The sequence below is a fragment of the Bacillus sp. RC242 genome, from assembly GCF_044908245.1.
Taxonomy (GTDB): Bacteria; Bacillota; Bacilli; order Bacillales; family Bacillaceae_G; genus Bacillus_A; species Bacillus_A mycoides.
This window is the reverse complement of sequence record NZ_JBIYCZ010000004.1, coordinates 37285-61566: the sequence shown is the minus strand read 5'-3', so window position 1 is coordinate 61566 and position 24282 is coordinate 37285. Positions and strand designations below refer to the sequence as shown.

Genomic DNA, 24282 nt, shown 5'->3' with positions numbered 1-24282 from the left:
CTATTCTATCTTCTCCTTACAGTATGGCATAAGGAACGTCATGTTATAAAAGAAAAAGCATCGAACATCGATGCTTTTTCTTTACTTCACTTTATTTTTTTCAACGTCCTTCTCCATTTCATCACTTGTCACATCTAAGACATCTAATAAGAAAATGAAGATTGGAATACCGATAATAAGTCCCCACACACCTAAGAAATGCTCAGAGAAAATTAATACCATAAATGTGTAGAAGATTGGTAAGTTTGTTTTTTGAGACATAAACTTCGGATTTAATACATAGCTCTCAAGTGCATGAATTACTGTTACGATAACTACAATATAAACGACATACATAATACCGCCAATATTGTAAGCAATCATACAGAGTGGGAATAACGAGATAATAACACCCGCCACTGGAATTAAACCAAGCAAGAAAATCATTAACGCTAAACCTAGTAATTGCGGGAATCCTAATATCCATAATGCAATAACAGATAAAACACAGTTAACAATTGCAATTAAAAATTGTGCTTCGATTACTTTTCCAAATGAGCGTGCAAATTTCTTTCCGAAATACTCTATTTCGTTATAGAAAATTGCAAGTCGGCTTTCTTTAAATTTCGAAGTAAAAGCAACGATACGTGCTTTTTCAAGTAAGAAAAATAAACTTAAAATTACAGAAAGTAAAACTTGAAGGCCAAATTTCCCAACATTCGTAATAGATTTATACAAAATGTCTACGCCTTGCCCCACATATTTAGAAAGCTCCATATGATTAACAGCATTAACTGCATACTTAATTAATTCACTATCAGGTGGATTTCTTAAAAATACATTAAATTGATAAATCAATTGTGAAATTTGTATTGTTAATACCGGTAAGTATTTAAATAGCGTAATGGCAATTCCTGCCACTAACATTACATATAAAAGCGCTATAATAATTTTTCGATTAATTGGCATGAAATGATCTAATTTACGAGAAATAAACTTTTGGAATCGATCCATTAAATACGTCAACATAAACGTAATTAAAATTAAATTTAACATACTTTGCATCCCATACAATATGAGAGCAAGTAATACTAATACGATTAACCTCTGAAATCCTTTGCTTTGAAACAGGTTTTTTATTTGCATAATCGACGAGTACTCTCTCCTGTCCTATAAAGTAAAACGTTAACAAGTAGATCTCTCTCTATTTTCTACTTATAATTATCCTTTAATATTAAAGCCATTGCGAGCAATTTATATTCAACCCTAACCACCCGTTAATTGTGCTATATATTATGTTACTTCTTATTTTACAATACAATGACCTATTTCAGAACGCATTATACGTAGTATTAATGAAGATTTAAGGAAACTTTTATCCTTCAATAGGTCTTACCACTACTGTAACATAAAAAGCAAGCTATCAGTAGAAATCCGTCCTACAAATAACTTGCTTTTATATTTTTTTTAGTAAGTTTTATCATCCAATAAACGGCATGAACATTGGAATAACCACCACTGTTACGACACCAACCACTGTCACAGCGATACTGGCCATAGCTGCTTCTACTTCACCCATTTCGATACCTACTGCAACCCCTAACGCATGTCCTGCTGTTCCAAGCGCTAAACCTTTAGCAATCGGATGTTTAACTCTAAATGTTTTTAAGAATAAAGCTCCTAATGCGTATACGATAACAGCATTAAAGATAACTGCAAATGATGTAATTGCTGGAATACCACCGATACTTTCAGAGATTGGTAATGCAATTGCTGTTGTTGCTGCCTGCGGTAACATTGAGTTCATTACAGCTGTATCTAGACCAATTGCTTTTGCGACAATGAACACAACAACCACTGAACAAATAGATCCAACCACAATAGCCGATAAAATTTGCCACCAATATTTTTTTAACTTATCAACTTGTTTATATAATGGAATTGCAAACGCGATTGTTGCTGGTTCTAAGAAGAAGCTAATCATTTTTCCGCCAGTATTATATTCTTCAAAAGTAAAGTTACCTACTTTTAGAAAGACAATCCCTAATACCATCGCTACGAATAATGGTGTGAATAAGAAGAATCCTTTTGAATGCTTAAATAATAATGTTCCGATTCCGTATGCGATTAATGAAACGACGATTCCGAAATATGGAGTCATTGTGCTTGCCATGTTCATTCCCTCCTAACAATATATACTAAATTGGTTACGCAACTTTTCCGTGCTTGCGTCCTTTATCTACTACTTTCAATTCTTTCGTATCTTCTATTTCTTTATCGTCTTTTCCTAAAATAAATTGTGCAAATAATCCTGTTACAGCGAGTAAAATAATTGTTGCGACAACAATTACAGTTAAAATTTGTACAAAATATTGTCCCATTACACCGAGAGAATTAATAACCGAAATACCTGATGGAACGAAAAGGAATCCGATAATACCTGTTAAGGCCGTTCCGAATGATTCAACTTGTTCCAATTTAATAACTTTTAAACATAATAGGCTAAATAAAATAACTAATCCGATCACCGATGAAGGCATCGGAATTGGTAAATGTGTTGCAATAATATTAGAAACTAACATAATAGCTGAAAATATGAATGCTTGTGATAAGAAACTATATACTTTTTTCGTACTCATTTTGGCCACCTCTTTCGATTTGGTACCTTTATTGTATAAGATAAAAATAAAACTGTAAGCGTTTACACAATAGAACGTCAAATATACAAAATTAGTTACAAAAATAGGCAGACGAAATACAAAAGCTGCTTCTTAAATACGAAGCAGCTTTTTAAGTTCTTTTGCATATGTACGGCTAACCGGGACTTTGGATCCCTCTTTCATAATTAAGTTATAAGTCGAATTAAACCACGGCTGTATCTCAGAAATATGATTAATATTAGCAACGAAACTACGATGAACACGCATAAAAATTGTTTGTGGTAATTTCTTTTCCAAAATGACAAGCGTATCATGTGTTACATATGTTTCTTTCATTGTTTTTACAGTTACTTTCCCATCTACAAGCCCTACATAAATAATATCTTCAATGTTAACAAGTACAATTGATTCCTCAATTGGTAATGCTAATTTATGCATCTCGGCCGTTACATCTACACTCTTTACATCTTGCTTTGTTTCTAACTTTGTTTGCTTTTGTTTTTTATATTTCTTTAATGTCTGTACGATACGTTCTTCATCAAATGGCTTTAAAATGTAATCTAACGCATCTACTTCAAATGCTTGCAATGCATATTGATCATAGGCAGTAGCAAACACAATTGAAGGTGGGTTTTTCATTTTCTTTAATATATTTGCGATTTCAAATCCATTATCATCAGATAATTGAATATCTAGAAAAACAATATCCGGTTTGTTTTTCATTAATTCTTCTAATGCATCCTCTACACAATCCGCCTCACCAATTATCTCTACTTCTTTTGTTTTCTCTAATAAATATTTCAATTCATCCCGTGCTAACATTTCATCATCAACTACTAATACTTTTAACACTCCGTTTTTCCTCCTCTACTTTTTTCGGAATCACAAAGAGGATCTTTGTCCCTTGCTCTAATTCACTTTCAATTTGAAGCATTGTCTCTTTCCCAAATAACCCGATAAGTCGTTCATTAATATTATATAAGGCTGTTCCCGTCCCTTTCTTTGATGGAACTACCATTTTTCCTAATTGCTCTAGACGTTCACTCTCAATCCCTTGTCCATTATCCTTTACTTCAAAGTGAACCATCCCTTCTTTTTCAAACACATGTACCTCGACTTGGCACACTGGCTGCTTTTTCGGAAAAGCATGGCGCAATGCATTTTCAACTAATAGCTGAAGCACAAATGGTGGAACTAAAGTCACCTTTAGTGCCTCTTCAATGTACATCTTCACTTCATACTTATTCGGAAACCTCGCTTGCTCTAACGATAAATATGCATGTACATGATTCAACTCTTGTTCTAATGGAATAAGTAATTGTCGTGCCCCTTGCAAATTACAACGAAAATAAACGCTAAGCTGCAATAATAATTTCCTCGCTTTTTCTACATCTGTTCGGCATAAAGCCGATACGGTATTAATTGCATTAAATAAAAAATGCGGATTGATTTGTGCTTGCAACGCTTTTATTTCGGCATCTTGCAATAACTTACTTTGTAACTCAGCTTCACCTAACTCAAGCTGTGTGGAGAATATTTTCGCTAGCCCTTCCGCTAACTCTTCTTCAACACGACTTAATTGATTAGGGTTTTTAAAATAAAGTTTTAATGTTCCTATCGTATTTCCATGTGAAGTTAATGGAATAACAACTGCCGCTTGTAATGGACACCCTTCATGTTGACAATTAATAATCTCACGTGATTTTGCCTTCATTATTTTCCCTGTTTTTAATACTTCTTTTGATAAACCTGTTATTAAACTGTGTGAAGGAATATGATGATCTGATGCTAATCCAACGTGAGCTAAGATTTCCTCTGTATCTGTTAAGGATACCGCATCTGTTCCCGTAAAGCGGTGAATAATTTGTGCCACATGTTTACAAGACTCTTCTGTTAACCCTTGGCGGAAATATGGTAACGTCTTATCAGCAATTCGTAATACTTTATGCGTTTGCAAAGCTTTTGCGTTTTCTTCTTGTCGTAAAATAGCTAGTATCATCGAAAGTAAAATGAAACTGCCAAAACTATTTACAAGAATCATCGGTAGCGCAATTGTTTTCACAACACTAAGTCCATCTTCTATAATTAATAGAATCATAAGCATTTCTAAAGTAACGATAAAAACACTTAAAATCGCAGAAAATTTAGGAGTAATAGTACGGTTATATTTTTTGAAAATGTATCCAATATAACCTGTTATAATCCCAGCCAAAATTGATGAAATTGCACAACTTACTGCCGTCGTCCCGCCAAGCATATAACGATGAATACCCGCAATAGAACCTACTCCAATTCCGACGATAGGACCGCCAAGCAATCCACTAATTCCAACACCCATGATTCGTGTATTCGCAATTGTGCTGGATGATGAAACACCTTGTAACCAATTTTCATTCATAATAGTATTTCCTGCTATTTCAATCCCTGTGTAATTGCTTACAATTGTAAACACTGAAAAAATACAAATAAGCTTAAACTTATCTACATATCCGTCCTGCTTATGAAGAAGACGCCGGAACGTTTTAATATGAGAGAGTAAAAATCCTAAAATAACAATAAGTCCGACGCGTTCAATCATCATAAGTACTAAATTTAGCATCTGTGATTCATTCCTTTTTATATTAGTTAGTTTTATTATGGGAAAATAATGAAGCGTGCGTCAAGGAGAATGAAATGTTTTTTGAAATATTTTACACATAACTATCCCCTCTTTATTTGACAATCTAACAGAAGAGTGCTAAAAATAAAGTAATATAATACAGTCCTTTAACCCAACCCCGTGAGGTTGAGAAGGAAGTCGGAATATACTATACGTATGGTCTTTTTTAGGGATACGTATGCTTTTTTGGCCTTCTCATCATATCAGGTGAGAAGGCCTTTTGTTATTCTTCCATAGCGACTGTAGAAGAAAATAAGGAGGAGTAATGATGAACGTCACTACTGATGTACAATCAACAACAGAGGAGACGAAAGAGAAAAGATATAAAACATTGTTTGGTTCTGCGCTAGGATATGCAGCAGAAGGTTTAGACATGTTGCTCTTATCTTTCGTACTCGTCTACATTTTAAAAGAATTTCATTTAAGCCCTGTTGAAGGTGGAGACTTAACATTAGCTACCACAATAGGAATGCTAATCGGGTCTTATTTATTTGGATTTATTGCTGATTTATTTGGGCGTATCCGTACGATGGCCTTCACAATCTTACTATTCTCACTAGCAACAGCACTTATTTATTTCGCAACAGATTATTGGCAATTATTAATTCTTCGCTTTTTAGTTGGAATGGGAGTTGGTGGTGAATTCGGGATTGGGATGGCCATCGTAACTGAAACATGGTCTAAAGAAATGCGCGCTAAGGCGACATCCGTTGTTGCACTTGGATGGCAATTTGGCGTACTAGTCGCTTCACTCCTTCCGGCATTTATCGTCCCGCATTTCGGATGGAGAGCTGTTTTCTTATTTGGACTCATTCCCGCTCTACTAGCTGTTTACGTCCGCAAAAGTTTAAGTGAACCGAAAATATGGGAACAAAAACAACGATACAAAAAAGAATTGTTACAAAAAGAAGCTAAAGGTAATTTAACAACTACTGAGGCAGAACAACTAAAGCAAATGAAAAAGTTCCCACTTCGAAAGTTATTTGCCAATAAAAAAGTAACGATAACAACAATTGGTCTTATTATTATGTCATTCATCCAGAACTTCGGATATTATGGAATTTTCACATGGATGCCAACTATTTTAGCGAATAAATATAACTACACATTAGCAAAAGCGAGCGGCTGGATGTTCATCTCTACGATCGGCATGCTAATTGGAATTGCGACTTTTGGTATTCTAGCCGATAAAATTGGTCGACGTAAAACTTTTACAATCTATTATGTCGGTGGTACTATATACTGTCTCATTTACTTCTTCTTATTCACAGACTCAACATCATTGTTATGGGGAAGTGCATTGCTTGGATTCTTTGCCAATGGCATGATGGGGGGATTCGGAGCAATTTTAGCTGAAAACTATCCTGCTGAAGCTCGCTCGACAGCAGAGAACTTTATTTTCGGTACAGGACGTGGGTTAGCTGGATTTGGACCTGTTATTATCGGCTTACTTGCTGCAGGTGGTAATTTAATGGGAGCATTATCTCTCATCTTCATTATCTATCCAATCGGTTTAGTTACAATGCTATTATGTGTCCCAGAGACGAAAGATAAAGTATTAGAATAGATTGAAACTATACGAAATGTTTATCCAAATACTGTCCCCTCAGGAAAAGTATTTGGATAAATAGCAAAGAGGAAGCATCTCAAATGAAATGCTTCCTCTTCTTATATAAATACAATTATTTATTTTGATTTACTAGCTTTTTGGAACAAGAAGCTAGTTTTATCTTCTTCTTTTACAATACCTTGTTTTAACGCTAATTCCCCTGCGACTTTAGGCGCTAGCCATAGCATTGGGAATAACAGAATAGATACTGGAACAGCCGTCACTACAATGAAGGATTGTAAGGCGTTAATACTCCCCTCACCCATATATAAAAGAATCGCCGCAACTGCGCCCATAATAAGCGACCAAAAAACTCGCAAACTAATTCTAGGATCTCCATCTCCAGTCACTGCCATTGAAATCGAATAAGCCATTGAATCTCCTGTTGTCACTACAAATAAAATTGTTAATAAAAGAAATGCAGGTCCAATAATATTAGATAGTGGCAGTTGCTCTGTGATTGCAATCATAGCCGCTGGCATACCAGATTCACTTAATGCGGTCGAGATAGAACCAGGATTCATTAACTCATAAAACACACCTGATCCCCCTAGTATAGTAAACCAAAACGTTGTAATAATAGGTGCAATAATTCCAATTGCAACGATGATTTCTCGGATTGTTCTTCCTCTTGAAATTCGGCTCACTAAAATTGCCATCATCGGTCCATATCCAATAAACCATCCCCAGAAAAAGATTGTCCACGATCCTAACCAAGCTGTATCACCACGATATGTGCTCATTGGAATAAATTCATTTATATAAAATCCAAACGAAGAAACAAATGAATCGATAATAAATCCACCTGGTCCAAATAGTAATACAAATACCATTAATAGAACTGCTAACCTAACATTTAAATTACTTATAATTTGAATCCCTTTATCAATTCCTGTTACCGCAGATATAGTAGAAACAGCTACTACACAAACAATAATGGCTAATTGAGTAGTAAACACATCAGGAATGTTAAACAATGCTTGTAACCCATAACTTGCTTGCAAGCCTAAAAATCCGATTGGACCAATCGTCCCTGCAGCTACCGCAATAATGGCAAATACATCGATCATTGTTCCAAGCCAACTCTTTCGCAATTTCTCTCCAAAAATAGGATATAAAAGCGTTCGAGGTTTTAAAGGCATATCTTTATGATAATGCCCGTACATCATAACTACCGCACTAATTGTACCTAAAATCGTCCAAGCCAGGAAACCCCAGTGCATATAACTTTGTGCTAAAGCCGGCATTACCGCTTCTTTCGTTCCAGCAGTTATACCTTCATGTATTGGTGGCACCGTCATCAAATGGTACATCGGCTCTGCGGCTGCCCAAAAAACGCCACCTCCAGCAAGTAATGTAGACATAATAATAGCGAGCCATTTTGTCGTACTAATCTCAGGTTTTTCTAGCCCCCCAAGTTTAACTCTCCCATATTTTGAAAACGCCATACACATTGCAACAATAAATGTACCAATTAATAAAACCTGCCAAAAGGCACCAAAATATTTAATTGAAGCTGCAAAACTGCTATTAATGGCTCCCTCTACGTAACTTTTATTTAAAATAACTGCAATTACAAATAATAAAAGTGAGCCACCACTAATAAGAAATACAGGCCAATCCGTTTTTCGACTCTTCATCCTCATTTACACTTCCTCCTTCCTCAGCAATCTAAAAAAACAACTTTATTATGTTTTCTTGTTTACACCCAAAACACAATGATTATATAAGTATAATAATTCATCAATTTCCTACACACTTATGTTGTCCCTAAAAATATGCTAAATCCCTTATTTAAAAGAAAATTTCTATTCCTATTACATAAAAAAGCAAAACAAAAGACCTTATATTTCTATAAGGTCTTCGAAACAGAAATTTGATTATAACATAAGGAACTCCTTGGTTCAAAAAGCCCTTTCCAAAAATAGCCGATAGTAAAGGCTTCCATTTGCTACGTAACAGTAATTAAAAAAAATTATATTTTGCAGAAAAAAAACTATACTAGCTATTATTTATGAAAGAAATTCGGCTTCAAAATTTCATTTGGATACGGTTTATGATAAATATGAGTGGTAGCTGGCGACAACGGTGGAATGAGCCACACCCAATTACCTGTTACAACCCGTCCACATGCCGCTTCCTGCTTCTCAAATTGTTGAAATTGTTGTGCAGCTGTATGGTGATCTACAATACTAACTCCTTGTTTTTTAAAAGAATGTAAAACAGCCACGTTTAATTCAATTAGCGCCTTGTCTTTCCATAACGTACCGTTTCTCGATGTATCGAGCTTCATCATCTCCGCAACAGCCGGAAGTAAATTATAGCGATCATGATCCGCTAAGTTACGAGCCCCAATCTCCGTTCCCATATACCATCCATTGAACGGGGCTGCCGTATAAGAAATACCGCCAATTTCTAAGCACATATCTGAAATCATTGGAACCCCATACCATTTTGCTCCAAGTGACGAAATCGGGTATTCTGGGTGTTCAATTGGCACTTCTTTTACTTCTTCTCTCGGAATTTCTTTATATATAGGTGCCTTCCCGTTTATAGAAAACACAAGTGGCAATACATCGAAATTCGTACCTTCTCCTTGCCAGCCAAGTTCCTGACAAAAATCTGTAAACGCAGTGGAATGAGAGTCACCAATCACTCCCATTTCTGTTTTATATCCTGCATACCGAATCAATTGGTGATTATAAATTCGTATATTATTTTCTTCACCTTGATATTGCTTAAAAATTGTAATTGTCGGTTTAACTTTCCCATCGTTCGTTGCATATTTAATATGATGAATTAATGCATTGTATACACCTTCCTCATCATTTACCTCACGTGCATCTAATATGTGCATCTTACTCCAAAATAGTCTTCCGATACATCGATTACTATTGCGCCATGCCATTCGTGATCCATGAACAAGTTCTTCAAATGTATGCTCATACGTCCCCGTCTTCTCTATCTCAACTTGAATTTCTTTTATTCTCTCTTCTATGAATTGTTCTTTATTAAGCTCTTTATAGCAAACCGTAATAAAATGACTCGCTTCCTCTATTAATTGTTTCGTTTTACTCATAAACGATCTCCTTCTATTTCAACAAAACGTTACTACTTTACAGTATAAGCAAAAAGAATAAGAGTCACAAATGAAATTCGAAGTGTTACTTTTATTGTAATATTTTTCAGAAAATTAAAGAGATTACTATTGACTTGTATAAAAAATAGGTGTATTTTTGACTCAGGTAAATTATTTTTACCTAGACCAACTTTTTAATAAGAAAGGAGGGAATGTTATGTCTTCATTTCAATTGCCAAAGCTTTCATATGACTATGATGAACTAGAGCCATATATCGATAGCAACACGCTTTCTATTCATCATGGAAAGCACCATGCGACATACGTAAATAACTTGAATGCCGCTTTAGAAAACTATACGGAATTACATAATAACTCTTTAGAAGAGTTACTATGTAATTTAGAAACTTTACCAAAAGAAATTGTTACAGCTGTCAGAAATAACGGTGGTGGACATTATTGTCATAGTCTTTTTTGGGAATTAATGAGCCCGCGAGGTGGCGGTGAGCCTAATGGAGACGTTGCAAAAGTAATTGATTATTATTTCAATACCTTTGACAACTTAAAAGATCAACTTTCCAAAGCAGCTATTAGTCGTTTTGGAAGTGGCTATGGATGGCTTGTTCTTGACGGTGAGGAACTTTCCGTTATGAGTACACCCAATCAAGATACACCTTTGCAAGAAGGTAAAATTCCATTACTCGTCATCGATGTATGGGAACACGCCTATTATTTAAAGTATCAAAATCGGCGTCCAGAATTTGTTACCAACTGGTGGCATACGGTGAACTGGGACCTGGTAAATGAAAAGTATTTACAAGCAATTCAATCACAAACACATTAGTCGTGCGTATAAGGTAAATTTGGTAATGTAAAATTAGTATTGTCGAAATCCTCCAGAATCCCCCGGATTGCCACCGGGGGATTTATGATTATTTCATTGTATTTATGTAATAACGTAAAACTTTTTCCGTCTCTAATTTCAACTCTCGGAACGGGAATCCTAATTCACGAGCCTTTCCATTATGTAACGTACAATTAATCACTCCATTATAAGGAGCTATATTATCTCCTACTTCTTGAATGAGCGCTTTTCTCCCGGTATTCTCTTCTATGAAACGAATAACTTCTCTGGTAGAAACCACCCCGTTACTACAAGCATTAATTGGCCCTTCTATGTTTCCCATCCCGCACCAAGCTAAAAACTGTCCTGCTTCCTTTTCATGTATAAATGACAACTCTCCATCTACATGATCCACAACGATAGACTCTTGTTTCACAACATGTTCAACGTAAAATTGTAATCTTTTCGTATAATCGTTTTCTCCAATAACAACTGGAAAACGCACTGCGACAACTGGAAATGTTGCATGTTGAAATAAAACTGCTTCGGCTAATCGCTTACCTTCACTATAATTGAAATCATTCCTACCTCCATACGTAATTGTATACTCGTACGGATTGAAGTTTTCTTCTAACAGGCCTAGCGCAGGCTCATAGACAGCCATTGAAGATGTCATAATGTATTTCTTCGTTTTTCCTTTTAGCACTTCACATATTATCTTCGCTGCATTCGAGCTATAGCATAAATTATCGTATACGATATCATAACTTTTACCTTCAAAACGCTCTTCTAGTAGCCTCTCATCTTCTCTATCTACAATCAGTCTTTTTACTGCACCTTCAAAGGAATCTTCAGTAACTCCCCTCGTCGCAATCGTTACATCATGTCCAGCTTGCAACAGTACTTCTACTAAATGTTTACCAAAAAATCTTGTTCCCCCTAGCACCAATACTTTTTTCACCTTCATCATCCCCGTTTTCAAAAATTGTAAAATACTACCTCTATTATTATAAACGCTAAAATAAAAAAACATGGAATCAGTTTAACGATTCCATGTTTTTTCTACACACGATACATTAACGTACTCGATATTTAAAAATACAATAGCAGCAATATAAAATAGAAATTACTGATACATAAACCCATAGTTCATATATGAATCCCTCGCCCCATACTCCCATAAAATAAAAGAGTGAAGGCAACGTCAATGTTACCCATGATTGTACAAAGGCAATTCTGCCAAGATATTGATTGATATTCTTTTTTTGTGCATTTAATACAAAGAATAAATACCAAAGTAATGCCCACATAAACCATGTTAACGCATTAACAACATCGTGGAATTGAACAAATGAAACAATCATATAGAATAAAGCAATAATTGCTACCCAAATACAGAACCAGCCTAGTCCACTACTATCCATTCCTTTAATAAAAGTAACGCCTACATATAAATAAGTTAAACCAAATAAAAAAGTAGCCGCATATGAATATACCGTCCAATTACTTTGATCAGAAATCATAATCAAATAGAACGGAATGATAATTTGTAATGCCCCCACAAATAAATTAAAGACACCTGCACTTTTCATCTCTACTTTGCCTAATATGACAAGACTATTTAAAAATAAAGCTGCACCTGAAAGTAATAATCCTACGTAACCCATATATATTCGTGTGAAAATCTTTCCCTTTCACACTTTTAACCTCCCCACAATATAAAGTGATACTTTATCCCGCATTAACGAGCAGTAAAACTCCCACCTCAAAATTCAGCTGGAGCAAAGAAGTTAAGTGGGAGATCAACTGCCCGTAAAGCCCGATTGGTGAAGGCTAATAATCAGTGGGGATGAACAACCCCCACCCACTGATTAAAGTTTCACTTTATTATTTTTCTTCCTATTTAAAACTACATACATAATTTTTAATCTGAATAAGTCAGACTTCCTACCTTAAAAAATAACAAATTTAAAACGCTTTCAATAATAAATAACCCTATCAAAACATGAAATAGGATTCCTTGATTATAAACGTACTCTAACAATGATACAAGTGTTGGAATACTTTTCAATACTACGTTTTGAATTTCTATAAAAAATTAGTAGAATGATACATTTTCCCTATCTCATTCTATTAATTATTTGCATAGAATATCGTACACTCATATTAATTTAGAAAGGTTTGATATTTATGCCTCTTCATTATCCAAATCATTTTGTTTTTCACTCCACAGGTGTATTAACAAGAGAGCCTGCAACTGTTTCAGCAGTAGTAAACATTGTAAATTTAGATGCATATTACACACACCATGTAACTATAGAGGTTTGGGATTGGTCTAACTATTCTAATCCTGTAAAATTACCTGTACTACTTGGTGAAAATACGGAAGTAGCATTCCCATATATTTTACAAGGCAACCACTTAGCAGTTTTTTATGCTGATTTAGATGACTCTATTGATTTGTATGAAATCCGTATTTCTTATCCTGGCCACTCCAATATTGTTGCAAATTGTTTTGGGCGAAGTATCCCGCCATATACAAGCCAAGAAGGTAATACAGTATACCATAAACAACTCGTTCGAATTCATTAAATCTCCCCTATTATGTGAAAGGGGCTGGTCAGTAATACATTTATCTTTATAAGATAATCGTATTACTGACCTAAAGCGTGATAGTCAATCTTGATAGTTTCTCATTTTGAAAACTTGCTATTTATCATAAATATCATTCGGATTTATTGTAGGAACAAATCCATTTGTAGAACTATATTTTTTAGATACATTATCTGGGGTCACGGTAAACGTTACAATTTTATTGCTTTGTTGTTTAAAATAACGCATCCAATTTTGACTCCATTCATCTTTCGCAATAACTTGTTTATTGAAGTCTTCCCACAATACACCATGTATAAAATTCAAGGATGTATTTTTGATTGTGTCAAATCCCCAATTCTGTATAAGAAGCAGGTTGGAATCAACACTTTTAATTTCTTTTAATAAATTTACATATGCTTCTCGAAATTTCCCTTGTGTAGACGGCTGATCATAAAAATAGTCATCAATATCACCAGCTGTATCTAAAAACACCCCATCTATTCCTTTTCCAATAATTTGCTGTTTTACTTTGTTAACAACAATACCTCTGTAATGATCATCAGCCCTGTTCTTTTTTGCAAACCTGTTATTAAGTCTTCTTCTACTTCCATTTGGATTTAATGGTTACGGTATTAGTTTTGCACTCGGATCTTCTATTACATTCTTATATGCTATTTCTAGACTCTTTACTTACATTAAAGATATTGATTACTATACGTTTTGTCAGTCAAATACTCCTATAAAAAGGCGAACTTTCTTTACTAAATTTGCTAATAAACTTAATGGAAATAAATAAATAAAAATGACCTTTTGCTCCCGCAAAAGGTCATTTTTTTATCTGTTTATTAAACTTCTAGATAGCCATTTTTGTTATTTGATTGCCATCTCCAAGAGTCTGCACACATCTCTTCTAATCCGCGTTTTGCTTCCCATCCTAATTCACGCTTCGCTTTCGATGCATCTGCAAAACATACTGCCACATCACCAGGACGACGTTCCGTAATTTTATAAGGAACTTCCTTGCCTGAAACTTTTTCAAATGCTTCAACCATTTCTAATACACTATAACCAGTACCTGTACCGAGATTGTATGCATCTATCCCAGTAGTGCCAAGTACCTTTTCAAGCGCCTTTACATGGCCATTTGCTAAGTCTACAACATGAATATAATCACGGACACCCGTGCCATCTTTTGTTGGATAGTCATTTCCAAATACACTTAATTCCTTTAACTTCCCTACTGCTACTTGTGTTACATATGGCATTAAGTTATTTGGAATTCCGTTTGGATCTTCTCCAATACGTCCACTTTCATGTGCACCAAATGGGTTGAAATAACGAAGTAATGTGATACTCCATTCTGCATCCGCAAATGCTACGTCACGCATAATTTGTTCAATCATTAATTTCGTTTGACCATATGGATTTGTTGCACTTAATGGAAACTCCTCCGTAATTGGTGATGTTTCTGGAATACCATACACTGTTGCAGACGAACTGAAGATCATCTTCTTCACATCATGCTTCTGCATCACTTCACATAGCACTAATGTGCTTGTAATGTTGTTATGATAATACGTTAACGGAATTTCTACTGATTCCCCTACAGCCTTAAAGCCTGCAAAGTGAATAACAGCTTCAATTGTATTTTCTTCAAAAATCGTATCAAGTGCTTCTCGATTTAAAATATCTTCTTTATAAAATTTAAACTGTTTTCCTGTTATCTCTGTCACTCGATTTATAGACTCTACTGAGCTATTCGAAAGATTATCTACTACTATAATTTCGTAACCGTTTTTTAGTAATTCTACGCATGTATGACTACCAATATATCCTGCTCCACCTGTTACAAGTATTGCCATAATTATAGTCCTCCATATTTCATTCATTATAAACTTCTCAAAGTATATCACATATTTCTTATCATATGTTTATTATGCGAACACAGAAACTTACATTTTATCCCATGATTTTTTGTACAATACACGATTCAAATCAGGTAATAAAAAAAACGCCACATAACAGACATCGCGTGGCGTTTTTTGATTAAATTACGTAACAATATACACTTAGAAAATGTGCAAGACTACCTAACAATACAAAAACATGAAAAATTTCATGGTGTCCCATATATTTAAACTCCAACCATTTTGGCTTCGCACCGTAAATAAACCCACCAATTGTATAAAAAATGCCTCCAAGTACTAAGAAAATAATACCTCCTGTACTTAGATTCTCAGCTAGCGGTGCAAAGAATAGAACAATTAGCCAACCCATCAGAAGATAAATTGCTGTCGATAACCATCTTGGACAATTAAACCAAAACATTTTAAAAACAATACCACAAATTGCCGTTGCATAAACTAAACAGAATAATAGTAAACCATTTGCCGAATTTAATGTAATTAAGCAAAAGGGTGCATATGTACCTGCAATTAATATGAAAATCATAGAATGATCTAGCTTCCTAAAGAAATAAATAACACGTTCACTAGCTACGACACTATGATACACAGCTGATGCCATATAAAGGACCATCATCCCGATACCGAATAAAATAACAGCTGTAATTGCAGCAACAGATGGCATCTTAACAGAAACTTTCACAAGCATAGCTAATAATGCAATAAATGATAATACAGCTCCTCCTAAGTGAGTAAATGCATTAACTGGTTCTCTTACATAAACATTCATATAAACACCCCTCATATAATTACATGTAGTTTTAATAACTACATGTAATTATATACATATTTTCCGTGCGGGTCAACATTTACAATTCATTTGTTTCGTAATACCATATTTAAAGATATACTAAACATTAAGTTCCACTAAGTTATAAAAGTGAGGGGTTCTACGTGGAAAATATAAATAAATTACTTGAATCATTACATTTAGAAAAAAGTATTAAACTTGAGGATATCCCAAATGTCGACTTATATGTAGACCAAGTTGTCCAACTATTTGAGAATACTTATGTGGATACAACGAGAACTAATGATGAAAAAGTATTAACAAAAACAATGATTAACAATTACGCAAAAGGGAAATTATTCATCCCTATCAAAAATAAAAAGTATTCAAAAGAACATATGATTTTAATCAGCTTAATTTATCAATTAAAAGGAGCTCTTTCCATTAATGATATAAAAAGCTCCTTAGAAAATATAAATGCACCGTTAATAAACGATGATACATTCGAATTAAACACTCTATATAAAGATTACCTTTCTCTTACTGACACCAATGTGGAAAGCTTTAAGCAAGACGTGAATAACCGTGTTAAGGAAGTAAACGAGGTTTCTTCCTTAGAAGATCCAAAGCTAGAAAAGTTTTTATTACTAACATCCTTCGTGACTATGAGTAATATGTATAGACGTTTAGCAGAGAAATTAGTTGATGACCTCAAAGAAACTTAAACAAAAAAACTATCCATCTGTTAGAGGTGGATAGTTTTTTTTGTTTACTTAATTGCTTCATGAACCTTTAATTGTTTCCCTTTAATCGTTGTGTTTTTCATAATTTTTAAAACAAGTGGTCCTTTTCCATTTAATATTTCAACGTAAGAAACATTGTCTTGTATTGTAATAATGCCTATATCTTCTGCTGTAACACCTTTAATTTTAGCAATTGTACCGACGAAATCTACCGCCCTAATTTTCTTTTTCTTCCCGCCATTAAAGTACAATTTCATAATTCCTTTGTTTAGGCCTGCATTTTTATCTTTCTTTATAATTGGTTTAGCATGTATCTTTTCCTCAAATACTGCTTTACCTTTCATAACTTCTTCTTTTGAAGGTGCAAGTGCCTTTGGAATTTCAAAGCCAATGTACTCCTCAATCTCTTCTAAAAATCTATTTTCATACGGCGTCATGAATGTAATAGCTTTCCCGTTATTACCAGCTCGTCCCGTTCTTCCCGTACGATGTACATAACTTTCTTTTTCTAATGGAATATCATAGTTAATAACATGTGTAATATTATCAATATCAATTCCTCTAGCAGCTACGTCTGTCGCTACTAAATAACGGAACTTCCCTTTTCTAAAATCGTCCATAACTTCAAAACGATCTTCTTGTACCATACCACCATGTATTTTGTCACAAGGATAGTTAACCCGCTTTAACTGTTGAAATACGTGATCTACATTTTCTTGCGTACGGCAAAAAATAATACAACTATCTGGATTCTCAATCGTTGTTACATCTTTAAGAAGTGAAAGCTTCTCCTCTTCTCTCATCTCAAAAAGTGTATGTTCAATCTTATCTGTTGTAATCCCGGTAGCCTTAATTTCAATATGCGTTGGCGAATCCATATACGTACGAGATAACTTTTCAACATCTTTTGGAAGTGTTGCTGAAAATAGCATTGTCATTCGTTTTTTAGGTAATTCGTCAATAATTGCCTCTACTTGATCGATAAAACCCATATTCAGCATTTCATCCGCTTCATCAATAACTAAATACTTCAAACACTCTAAAGAAAGGGTACCTTTTTCAATATGATCTAACACACGGCCAGGAGTCCCAACTACAATATGTGTTTTTTGCTTTAACTCTAATTTTTGACGTGCAAATGGAGATTTACCATAAACTGCAGCGGCCTTAATTCTTTTGAAACGACCTATATTCGTAATGTCTTCTTTTACTTGCACCGCAAGCTCTCTCGTCGGTGTTAAAACTAGAGCTTGTGGCTTATTCTCTTCCCACTCCACCATTTCACAAAGTGGTATGCCAAATGAAGCGGTTTTTCCACTTCCAGTCTGTGATTTCACGACAAGGTCTTTCTTTTGCAAGGCAACTGGAATAACCTCTCCTTGCACTTCCGTTGGATGTTCATATCCTAAACCAGTAAGTGCTCTTACAATTTCTTTACTTAATGCATAATCAGCAAAACTTTTTTTACTCATATGTTAACCTCTTTTTATTCTGTATTATTTTCTTTTTTCGCTTTTCCTATCAATGAATCATCATATACCTTATTATGACCTTATTCATTATACTTGAAAGCTCACATAAAAAGGCGAATCATTCGTGATTCGCCTGACTAAACAAAAGGATCTTCTATTTTAAAAACTTGTTAAAAATATTATTCCATATATTGCTCAACTAACTGATAACATCTTTCCCTCGTACTATTTGCATTCGATGAAATAGTTGCTATCCCTGATAATGTTCCCCGCCCAGATTCATTCCAAGCTTCTTCCGCCTTGCGATCTCGATACGTAATCCATTCACGCTGTTTCTCTCTCAAAGTGTTCATTTCACTTGTAGAAAGTTGCTTTTTCAAAACAGCATAAATCTCATTTAAAGCTTGATCCCATGCATCGTATCTTTTAACTTCCCCTTCTTTCATTTCAGTTGTAATTCCGTTCTCATATAAGTAATCGAGCTTTTTCAAACTCTCCTCAATACTATTTAGTTTAGTAATATATTCTGCCTTCTGACCGGTAATAACACTTTCTTTCTTCGGCTTCTCTTCTATTACTTTTTCTTCCTTACGGTTCTCATCTTTTGTTTTATCTACATCTACCGCCCTCGGCACACTCTGTATAATTTGTTCATTCGCATTTTGATAATATATTTTAAACTGTTCTTTCCCTTTCGTTTCCCTAATAATTACGTTAAGTTGCTCTTTTACATCCGCAAACTTCTGCTCGTTTTTCAACTCCTCTACTTTAACTAGCATTTGCTTATATTTTTCTTCCTCATCTTTTTGATTAGCTAAAACTTCTCGTTTTTCTTTTGCTTGTTTGGCTAATATAACTGAACTAGCAGAATCATTTTCAATTTCCCTCAATAACGAAATTGCTCGGTCTATATTACTTTCCTGTAATGCTTCAATCATTTTATTTGTTTGATTCACCTTCAGTCTTACTTCCCGATCATCCTTCTTTTCTTCTAATGCTAATTCAAAAGATGCGACTGCTCTATCGTATTCTTTATTTTCCAATGCTAAATCTCCTTGTTTCTCTGCCTTATCAAATGCATCATTATTGCTACATCCGGCAGTAACCAACAAAGTTATTCCTATTATTAGTATTAATTTTTTCATAGTATTTCCCCAGCCCCCTCGCTCAAAATAAGAAGCATACATACAATCTTATGCAATTATCGCAACTTTCCTTTCTTTTTTATAAACGAACATTATGCATAAGAAATCTATTTAAATTCGTTTTTAACGTTATTTTTAAAATATATTGGCTTCTTTTTAAAAAAACGTTAAGAAAATCTTTGACTTCTTACTGAAAATGATGTAAATTATCCTATGGACGAACATTTTCAATCAATAAAAATAAAATATTCGTATTTTAGGGGTGTAAATGATGGAAAACGTATTTGACTATGAAGATATTCAATTAATTCCTGCAAAATGCATTGTAAATAGCCGATCTGAATGTGATACAACTGTCACTTTAGGAAAACATAAATTTAAATTACCTGTTGTACCTGCAAATATGCAAACGATTATTGATGAAAGAATCGCAACTTATTTAGCTGAAAATAATTACTTCTATATCATGCATCGTTTCCAACCAGAGAAACGAATTTCATTCATTAGAGATATGCAATCACGTGGATTAATTGCTTCAATCAGCGTTGGTGTTAAAGAAGACGAGTACGAATTCGTACAACAATTAGCTGCTGAGCAACTTTCACCTGAATACATTACAATCGATATCGCACATGGTCACTCTAACGCTGTGATCAACATGATTCAACATATTAAAAAACATTTACCAGAAAGCTTCGTTATCGCTGGAAACGTTGGAACTCCAGAAGCGGTAAGAGAATTAGAAAACGCTGGTGCTGATGCAACAAAAGTTGGCATTGGACCTGGTAAAGTTTGTATTACTAAAATTAAAACAGGCTTTGGAACTGGCGGTTGGCAGCTAGCTGCACTTCGCTGGTGTGCAAAAGCTGCAAGTAAGCCAATTATCGCTGACGGTGGTATTCGTACACATGGCGACGTAGCTAAATCAATTCGATTTGGAGCAACTATGGTTATGGTCGGTTCTCTATTCGCAGGTCATGAAGAGTCTCCAGGGGAAACAATCGAAAAAGATGGCAAACTTTATAAAGAGTACTTCGGTTCAGCTTCTGAATTCCAAAAAGGTGAGAAGAAAAACGTTGAAGGTAAGAAAATGTTCGTTGAGCATAAAGGTTCTTTAGAAGACACTTTAATCGAAATGGAACAAGATCTTCAATCTTCTATCTCTTACGCTGGTGGAACAAAATTAGACGCAATTCGTACTGTAGATTATGTAGTCGTGAAAAACTCTATTTTCAACGGTGACAAAGTATATTAATTTATAAATTTAACTAGAAGGACAAGCATTTTTTATGCTTGTCCTTCTTTTTCATGTATAAAAATGTGGAATATTTTCATTTCACTGAATTTTCTAGTATCATGTTTTTAGATACTTATAATAAGGGGGATATAACAAATGAAAAATGTAATTGAGGAACGCCTTATTCGCGCGGAAGTCTCTACTGAATTGACATGGGACCTTTCTGATTTATACGAATCTGATAAAGAGTGGGAAACTGCATTACGTGTATTAACAGACGATATAAAAAAACTTGATGCATTTAAAGGACAATTACACACTAGCCCCGCTACCTTATTAAATTGCCTACTTTTAGAAGAAGAACTTTTAATGAAGTTAACAAAACTCGGCGCATATGCAAATTTAAAAGAATCCGCTGATCGTACAGATTCAGTTATTCAAGCGAACTCTTCCAAAATTTCCGCTCTAGGAACGAATGTACATACCGCACTATCCTTTATTCATAACGAAATTCTCTCATTTGAGGAGGGAATAATTGAAAAATATTTAACTGAGGAAATAAAACTTGAACCTTTCCGTAAATCATTACTAGAGATACTCAAAAAGAGGCAGCACACTCTCTCTCCTGAAACAGAAGAAGCTCTTGCTGCACTCGGCGAAGTTCATAGTTCACCCTACAAAATTTACGGCATGACTAAATTAGCCGATATGGATTTCCTTTCTATACAAGATGAACAGGGAAATGATTTGCCTGTATCGTTTGCATTATTCGAAAGCAAATATGAATTTTCTCCAAGCGCATATATACGTAAAAAAGCATATTCATCATTTGTTTCCACATTGAAACGATATAAAAATACAGTTGCAACAACATATGCTACTGAGGTAAAAAAACAAGTGGCGCTTTCTCGTTTGCGCAAGTACGAGTCCGTTACCCATATGCTTTTAGAGCCTCAAAAAGTTCCACTTGAAATGTATAACAACCAACTAGATATTATTTATAATGAATTAGCGCCTCATATGCGCCGTTTTGCAGATTTAAAAAAGAATGTATTAGGGCTTGATCAAATGCTTTTCTGTGACTTACATGCACCGTTAGATCCTGAATTTAATCCAACAATCACTTACGAAGAAGCTGGCAAACTCATTCAAGATTCTTTAAAAGTATTAGGAAATGAATATAGTTCCATTATCGAAAAGGGCTTCAAAGAAAGATGGGTAGACCTTGCAGATAACGTAGGAAAATCAACAGGTGCCTTCTGCTCTAGCCCATACGGTTCTCACCCTTATATTTTAATTACATGGCAGGGTACGATGCGCGGGTGTTTCACATTAGCTCATGAATTTGGACATGCTGGTCATTTTTATTTAGCAAATAAAAATCAGCGTATTATGAATGTGCGTCCATCTATGTACTTCGTTGAAGCTCCATCAACAATGAATGAATTACTATTAGCCCAGCATTTACTTGCGACTACTGAAGATAAGAGAATGCGCAGATGGGTTATTCTGCAACTACTCGGCACATATTACCACAACTTCGTTACCCATCTACTTGAGGGAGAATATCAAAGAAGAGTATACGCTCTAGCAGAAGAAGGGCAAGCACTCACAGCTACAACTTTAACTGAAATAAAAACGAAGGTCCTTTCGACATTCTGGGGAGATTCCGTAGAAATTGATGAAGGCGCCGGTTTAACATGGATGCGTCAACCTCACTATTATATAGGCTTATATTCTTACACATATTCTGCGGGACTAACTGCTTCTACCGCTGTAGCTCAAATGATTAAAGAAGAGGGACAACCTGCTGTTGATCGCTGGCTTGATGTACTCCGTGCAGGCGGTACAATGAAACCACTTGAATTAATGAAACACGCTGGAGTAGACATGTCAAAACCAGATACAATCCGTAAAGCTGTTTCTTACGTAGGTTCCTTAATTGATGAATTAGAACGTTCTTATCAAGAATAAAAATAAGCCCTCGCTTTATGAGGGCTTATTCTATATTTACTTTCCAAATCTTTTGCGGTATCCGCACTTTCTACATAGTTCTTCTACTGCAACCCTTTTCGAAAATCCATCTACAATATTGTTCGCTCTTTCGCCTTCAATAATATTAGAGAATGAATCATTATTAATATTTCCAAGATTAATAATTCCCTCACCATCTAGACAACAAGGAATAACAGTTCCGTTCGCTAAGATTCCAGCCTGATTTCGAAGACCATGACAGAATCCTTTTCCATCATCCTCTTCTTCATGCAATGCCGGCCACTGGAATTCATAGTCTTGATTAATAAAGACACGTTCCGCAATTTTTATACCTTTTCCCGGTGTAAGCTTCTCTTCAATTTGATAAGATAGATCAAACTCATTTTCAATTATAGATAATAAATCCCTATTTTTTTGGATTTCAGCATTTGTTTTATTATCCTGAGTTAAATTCCATAATCTTAGTGAAACGATTAAGTCCGATTGACTTGTTGCCTCTCTAATGAAAGAAAGTATACTCCTTACATAGCCCTCTTTATCTTGCGAACCTGGGTGTCCATCAAAACTGTGCAGTGAAAAATTCATTTGTCTTAACGCAGGCTTATTTAACAGTCTATGCCTTCTCTTATTAATTAACGTTCCGTTCGTTGTAATATTAACTTTAAACCCTTTTTCATGGCTTAAATCTAATAGTTGATCTATTTTCGGATGGAGCAACGGCTCACCCTTCACGTGCAAATAAATGTAGTCTGTGTGAGGTTTAATTTGGTCTAATCTTTTAGCAAAATCCTCTACAGAAATGAATTGCTTCTGCCTTTCCGTCGGCGGACAAAAGCTGCACGCGAGATTACATACACTCGTAATCTCCAAGTAAAACTTCTTAAACTTCTTCACCTTTAATTCCTCACTTCTATGACTACTTATACTTTTTCCCTCTTCATATTACAGCATATTTTTTTAGAAATAGAAACATACTTATTTTAGGAAATCTACATACCATCTATTAATGTTTAAAAGACCATCGGTGATTTTTGTCCAATGGTCTTTTTTACTCTTTATATACAAATGAAAAATTTATTTATGATACGGTTCACCACGATTAATCCGAAACGCTCTATACACCTGCTCAAGCAATACTAATCGCATTAATTGATGTGGTAATGTCATCTTTGAGAAAGAAAGAGATTCGTTTGAACGCTTCATTACTTCCGAACTAAGCCCCAGTGATCCGCCAATTACAAATGTGATCTTGCTCTTTCCATATGTAGCAAGGCGATCTATACTTACCGCAAATTCTTCTGATGATTTTTGCTTTCCTTCTATTGCTAATGCAATGACGTGCGTATCATCAGAAATTTTATCTAGTATACGAATACCTTCTTTTTCTTTTACAATTAACATTTCTGCTGCACTTAAATTTTCTGGTGCCTTTTCATCTGGCAATTCAATTACTTCTACTTTTGCGTAAGAAGATAATCGTTTTAAATATTCTGCTATACCTTGTTTTAAGTACTTTTCTTTTAATTTCCCAATTGAAATAATCGAGATATTCACATTTATTCCCCACCTTA

The 24282-nt window shown here is 34.7% G+C and carries 21 protein-coding genes and 2 pseudogenes; 7 read left to right on the top strand and 16 right to left on the bottom strand.

Annotation, left to right across the window (positions count from 1 at the left end):
* Window positions 1-81: 81 nt before the first annotated feature.
* The 5 genes from ABH957_RS09410 to lytS all read right to left on the bottom strand — a co-directional run bounded on the left by ABH957_RS09410 (window position 82) and on the right by lytS (window position 5238).
* Window positions 82-1125 carry an AI-2E family transporter gene (locus ABH957_RS09410; protein WP_002089894.1) on the bottom strand — a complete coding sequence of 348 codons (1044 nt, stop codon included), beginning with the start codon at window positions 1123-1125 and terminating at the stop codon, window positions 82-84.
* A 334-nt stretch (window positions 1126-1459) separates the two neighbouring features.
* Complete coding sequence (gene lrgB, locus ABH957_RS09405) at window positions 1460-2152, bottom strand: antiholin-like protein LrgB (RefSeq protein ID WP_000168872.1); 693 nt, start codon at window positions 2150-2152, stop codon at window positions 1460-1462.
* 34 nt (window positions 2153-2186) lie between these two features.
* Window positions 2187-2618 carry an antiholin-like murein hydrolase modulator LrgA gene (lrgA, locus tag ABH957_RS09400; RefSeq protein ID WP_088293190.1) on the bottom strand — a complete coding sequence of 144 codons (432 nt, stop codon included), beginning with the start codon at window positions 2616-2618 and terminating at the stop codon, window positions 2187-2189.
* A gap of 132 nt (window positions 2619-2750) precedes the next feature.
* Window positions 2751-3491, bottom strand: a complete 741-nt coding sequence (locus ABH957_RS09395) for a LytR/AlgR family response regulator transcription factor (protein ID WP_088293189.1) — start codon at window positions 3489-3491, stop codon at window positions 2751-2753.
* Window positions 3469-5238 (bottom strand): two-component system sensor histidine kinase LytS, encoded by a 1770-nt coding sequence (gene lytS, locus ABH957_RS09390; RefSeq protein WP_002089899.1) that lies wholly within the window; start codon window positions 5236-5238, stop codon window positions 3469-3471. The genes ABH957_RS09395 and lytS overlap by 23 nt, the downstream gene beginning before the upstream one ends.
* A 328-nt stretch (window positions 5239-5566) precedes the next feature.
* On the opposite strand from lytS, the gene ABH957_RS09385 reads away from it, so the two are divergent.
* Window positions 5567-6865 (top strand): MFS transporter, encoded by a 1299-nt coding sequence (locus ABH957_RS09385; protein ID WP_404511042.1) that lies wholly within the window; start codon window positions 5567-5569, stop codon window positions 6863-6865.
* 119 nt (window positions 6866-6984) lie between these two features.
* Here ABH957_RS09385 and ABH957_RS09380 read toward each other — a convergent pair whose 3' ends face one another.
* On the bottom strand, window positions 6985-8553 hold the full coding sequence (locus tag ABH957_RS09380) for a BCCT family transporter (protein ID WP_404511040.1): 1569 nt from the start codon (window positions 8551-8553) through the stop codon (window positions 6985-6987).
* A 362-nt stretch (window positions 8554-8915) separates the two neighbouring features.
* On the bottom strand, window positions 8916-9986 hold the full coding sequence (locus ABH957_RS09375; RefSeq protein ID WP_002089906.1) for a nitric oxide synthase oxygenase: 1071 nt from the start codon (window positions 9984-9986) through the stop codon (window positions 8916-8918).
* 217 nt (window positions 9987-10203) lie between these two features.
* Here ABH957_RS09375 and sodA point away from each other — a divergent pair, with 217 nt between their 5' ends.
* Window positions 10204-10830 carry a superoxide dismutase [Mn] gene (gene sodA / locus ABH957_RS09370; protein ID WP_404511038.1) on the top strand — a complete coding sequence of 209 codons (627 nt, stop codon included), beginning with the start codon at window positions 10204-10206 and terminating at the stop codon, window positions 10828-10830.
* Window positions 10831-10918: 88 nt separating this feature from the next.
* Here sodA and ABH957_RS09365 read toward each other — a convergent pair whose 3' ends face one another.
* Window positions 10919-11863 (bottom strand): NAD-dependent epimerase/dehydratase family protein, encoded by a 945-nt coding sequence (locus ABH957_RS09365; RefSeq protein ID WP_404491402.1) that lies wholly within the window; start codon window positions 11861-11863, stop codon window positions 10919-10921.
* Between the two features lie 43 nt (window positions 11864-11906).
* A complete protein-coding gene (locus tag ABH957_RS09360) occupies window positions 11907-12497 on the bottom strand; it encodes an AmiS/UreI family transporter (protein ID WP_002068662.1) in 591 nt (196 codons plus the stop codon).
* A gap of 523 nt (window positions 12498-13020) precedes the next feature.
* Here ABH957_RS09360 and ABH957_RS09355 point away from each other — a divergent pair.
* A complete protein-coding gene (locus ABH957_RS09355) occupies window positions 13021-13422 on the top strand; it encodes a hypothetical protein (protein WP_002143948.1) in 402 nt (133 codons plus the stop codon).
* A 117-nt stretch (window positions 13423-13539) separates the two neighbouring features.
* Here the strand turns inward: ABH957_RS09355 and ABH957_RS09350 are convergent.
* Window positions 13540-13995, bottom strand: a pseudogene (locus ABH957_RS09350) (putative glycoside hydrolase); the annotation flags it as partial.
* On the opposite strand from ABH957_RS09350, the pseudogene pelG reads away from it, so the two are divergent.
* Window positions 13982-14221: pseudogene (pelG, locus tag ABH957_RS09345) on the top strand (exopolysaccharide Pel transporter PelG); the annotation flags it as partial. The pseudogenes ABH957_RS09350 and pelG overlap by 14 nt on opposite strands.
* A gap of 49 nt (window positions 14222-14270) precedes the next feature.
* On the opposite strand, the gene galE reads toward pelG, so the two are convergent.
* The gene (galE, locus tag ABH957_RS09340; protein ID WP_002016440.1) at window positions 14271-15287 is read right to left on the bottom strand and encodes a UDP-glucose 4-epimerase GalE; all 1017 of its coding nucleotides are present in this window, start codon (window positions 15285-15287) and stop codon (window positions 14271-14273) included.
* 184 nt (window positions 15288-15471) lie between these two features.
* Window positions 15472-16119, bottom strand: coding sequence for a PAQR family membrane homeostasis protein TrhA (gene trhA / locus ABH957_RS09335; protein ID WP_105586729.1), 648 nt, complete (start codon window positions 16117-16119; stop codon window positions 15472-15474).
* Between the two features lie 164 nt (window positions 16120-16283).
* On the opposite strand from trhA, the gene ABH957_RS09330 reads away from it, so the two are divergent.
* Window positions 16284-16844, top strand: a complete 561-nt coding sequence (locus ABH957_RS09330) for a DUF1836 domain-containing protein (protein WP_372488433.1) — start codon at window positions 16284-16286, stop codon at window positions 16842-16844.
* 44 nt (window positions 16845-16888) lie between these two features.
* Here the strand turns inward: ABH957_RS09330 and ABH957_RS09325 are convergent, their stop codons facing one another.
* Together ABH957_RS09325 and ABH957_RS09320 are read right to left on the bottom strand one after the other, a co-directional pair.
* Window positions 16889-18334: a DEAD/DEAH box helicase gene (locus tag ABH957_RS09325; protein ID WP_219300729.1), complete on the bottom strand. Its 1446-nt coding sequence runs from the start codon at window positions 18332-18334 to the stop codon at window positions 16889-16891.
* 179 nt (window positions 18335-18513) lie between these two features.
* Window positions 18514-19479: a lysozyme inhibitor LprI family protein gene (locus ABH957_RS09320; RefSeq protein WP_404511036.1), complete on the bottom strand. Its 966-nt coding sequence runs from the start codon at window positions 19477-19479 to the stop codon at window positions 18514-18516.
* Between the two features lie 271 nt (window positions 19480-19750).
* Here ABH957_RS09320 and guaC point away from each other — a divergent pair, with 271 nt between their 5' ends.
* Both guaC and pepF read left to right on the top strand, forming a co-directional pair.
* Window positions 19751-20734, top strand: coding sequence for a GMP reductase (gene guaC / locus ABH957_RS09315; RefSeq protein WP_002068771.1), 984 nt, complete (start codon window positions 19751-19753; stop codon window positions 20732-20734).
* A gap of 138 nt (window positions 20735-20872) precedes the next feature.
* Entirely contained in the window at window positions 20873-22690 is a 1818-nt protein-coding gene (gene pepF / locus ABH957_RS09310; protein WP_404511034.1) for an oligoendopeptidase F, read from the top strand.
* Window positions 22691-22726: 36 nt separating this feature from the next.
* On the opposite strand, the gene ABH957_RS09305 is transcribed toward pepF, so the two are convergent.
* The gene (locus tag ABH957_RS09305; RefSeq protein WP_002016446.1) at window positions 22727-23605 is read right to left on the bottom strand and encodes a radical SAM/SPASM domain-containing protein; all 879 of its coding nucleotides are present in this window, start codon (window positions 23603-23605) and stop codon (window positions 22727-22729) included.
* A gap of 180 nt (window positions 23606-23785) precedes the next feature.
* Window positions 23786-24265 carry a 23S rRNA (pseudouridine(1915)-N(3))-methyltransferase RlmH gene (gene rlmH, locus ABH957_RS09300; protein ID WP_002130178.1) on the bottom strand — a complete coding sequence of 160 codons (480 nt, stop codon included), beginning with the start codon at window positions 24263-24265 and terminating at the stop codon, window positions 23786-23788.
* Window positions 24266-24282: the final 17 nt, after the last annotated feature.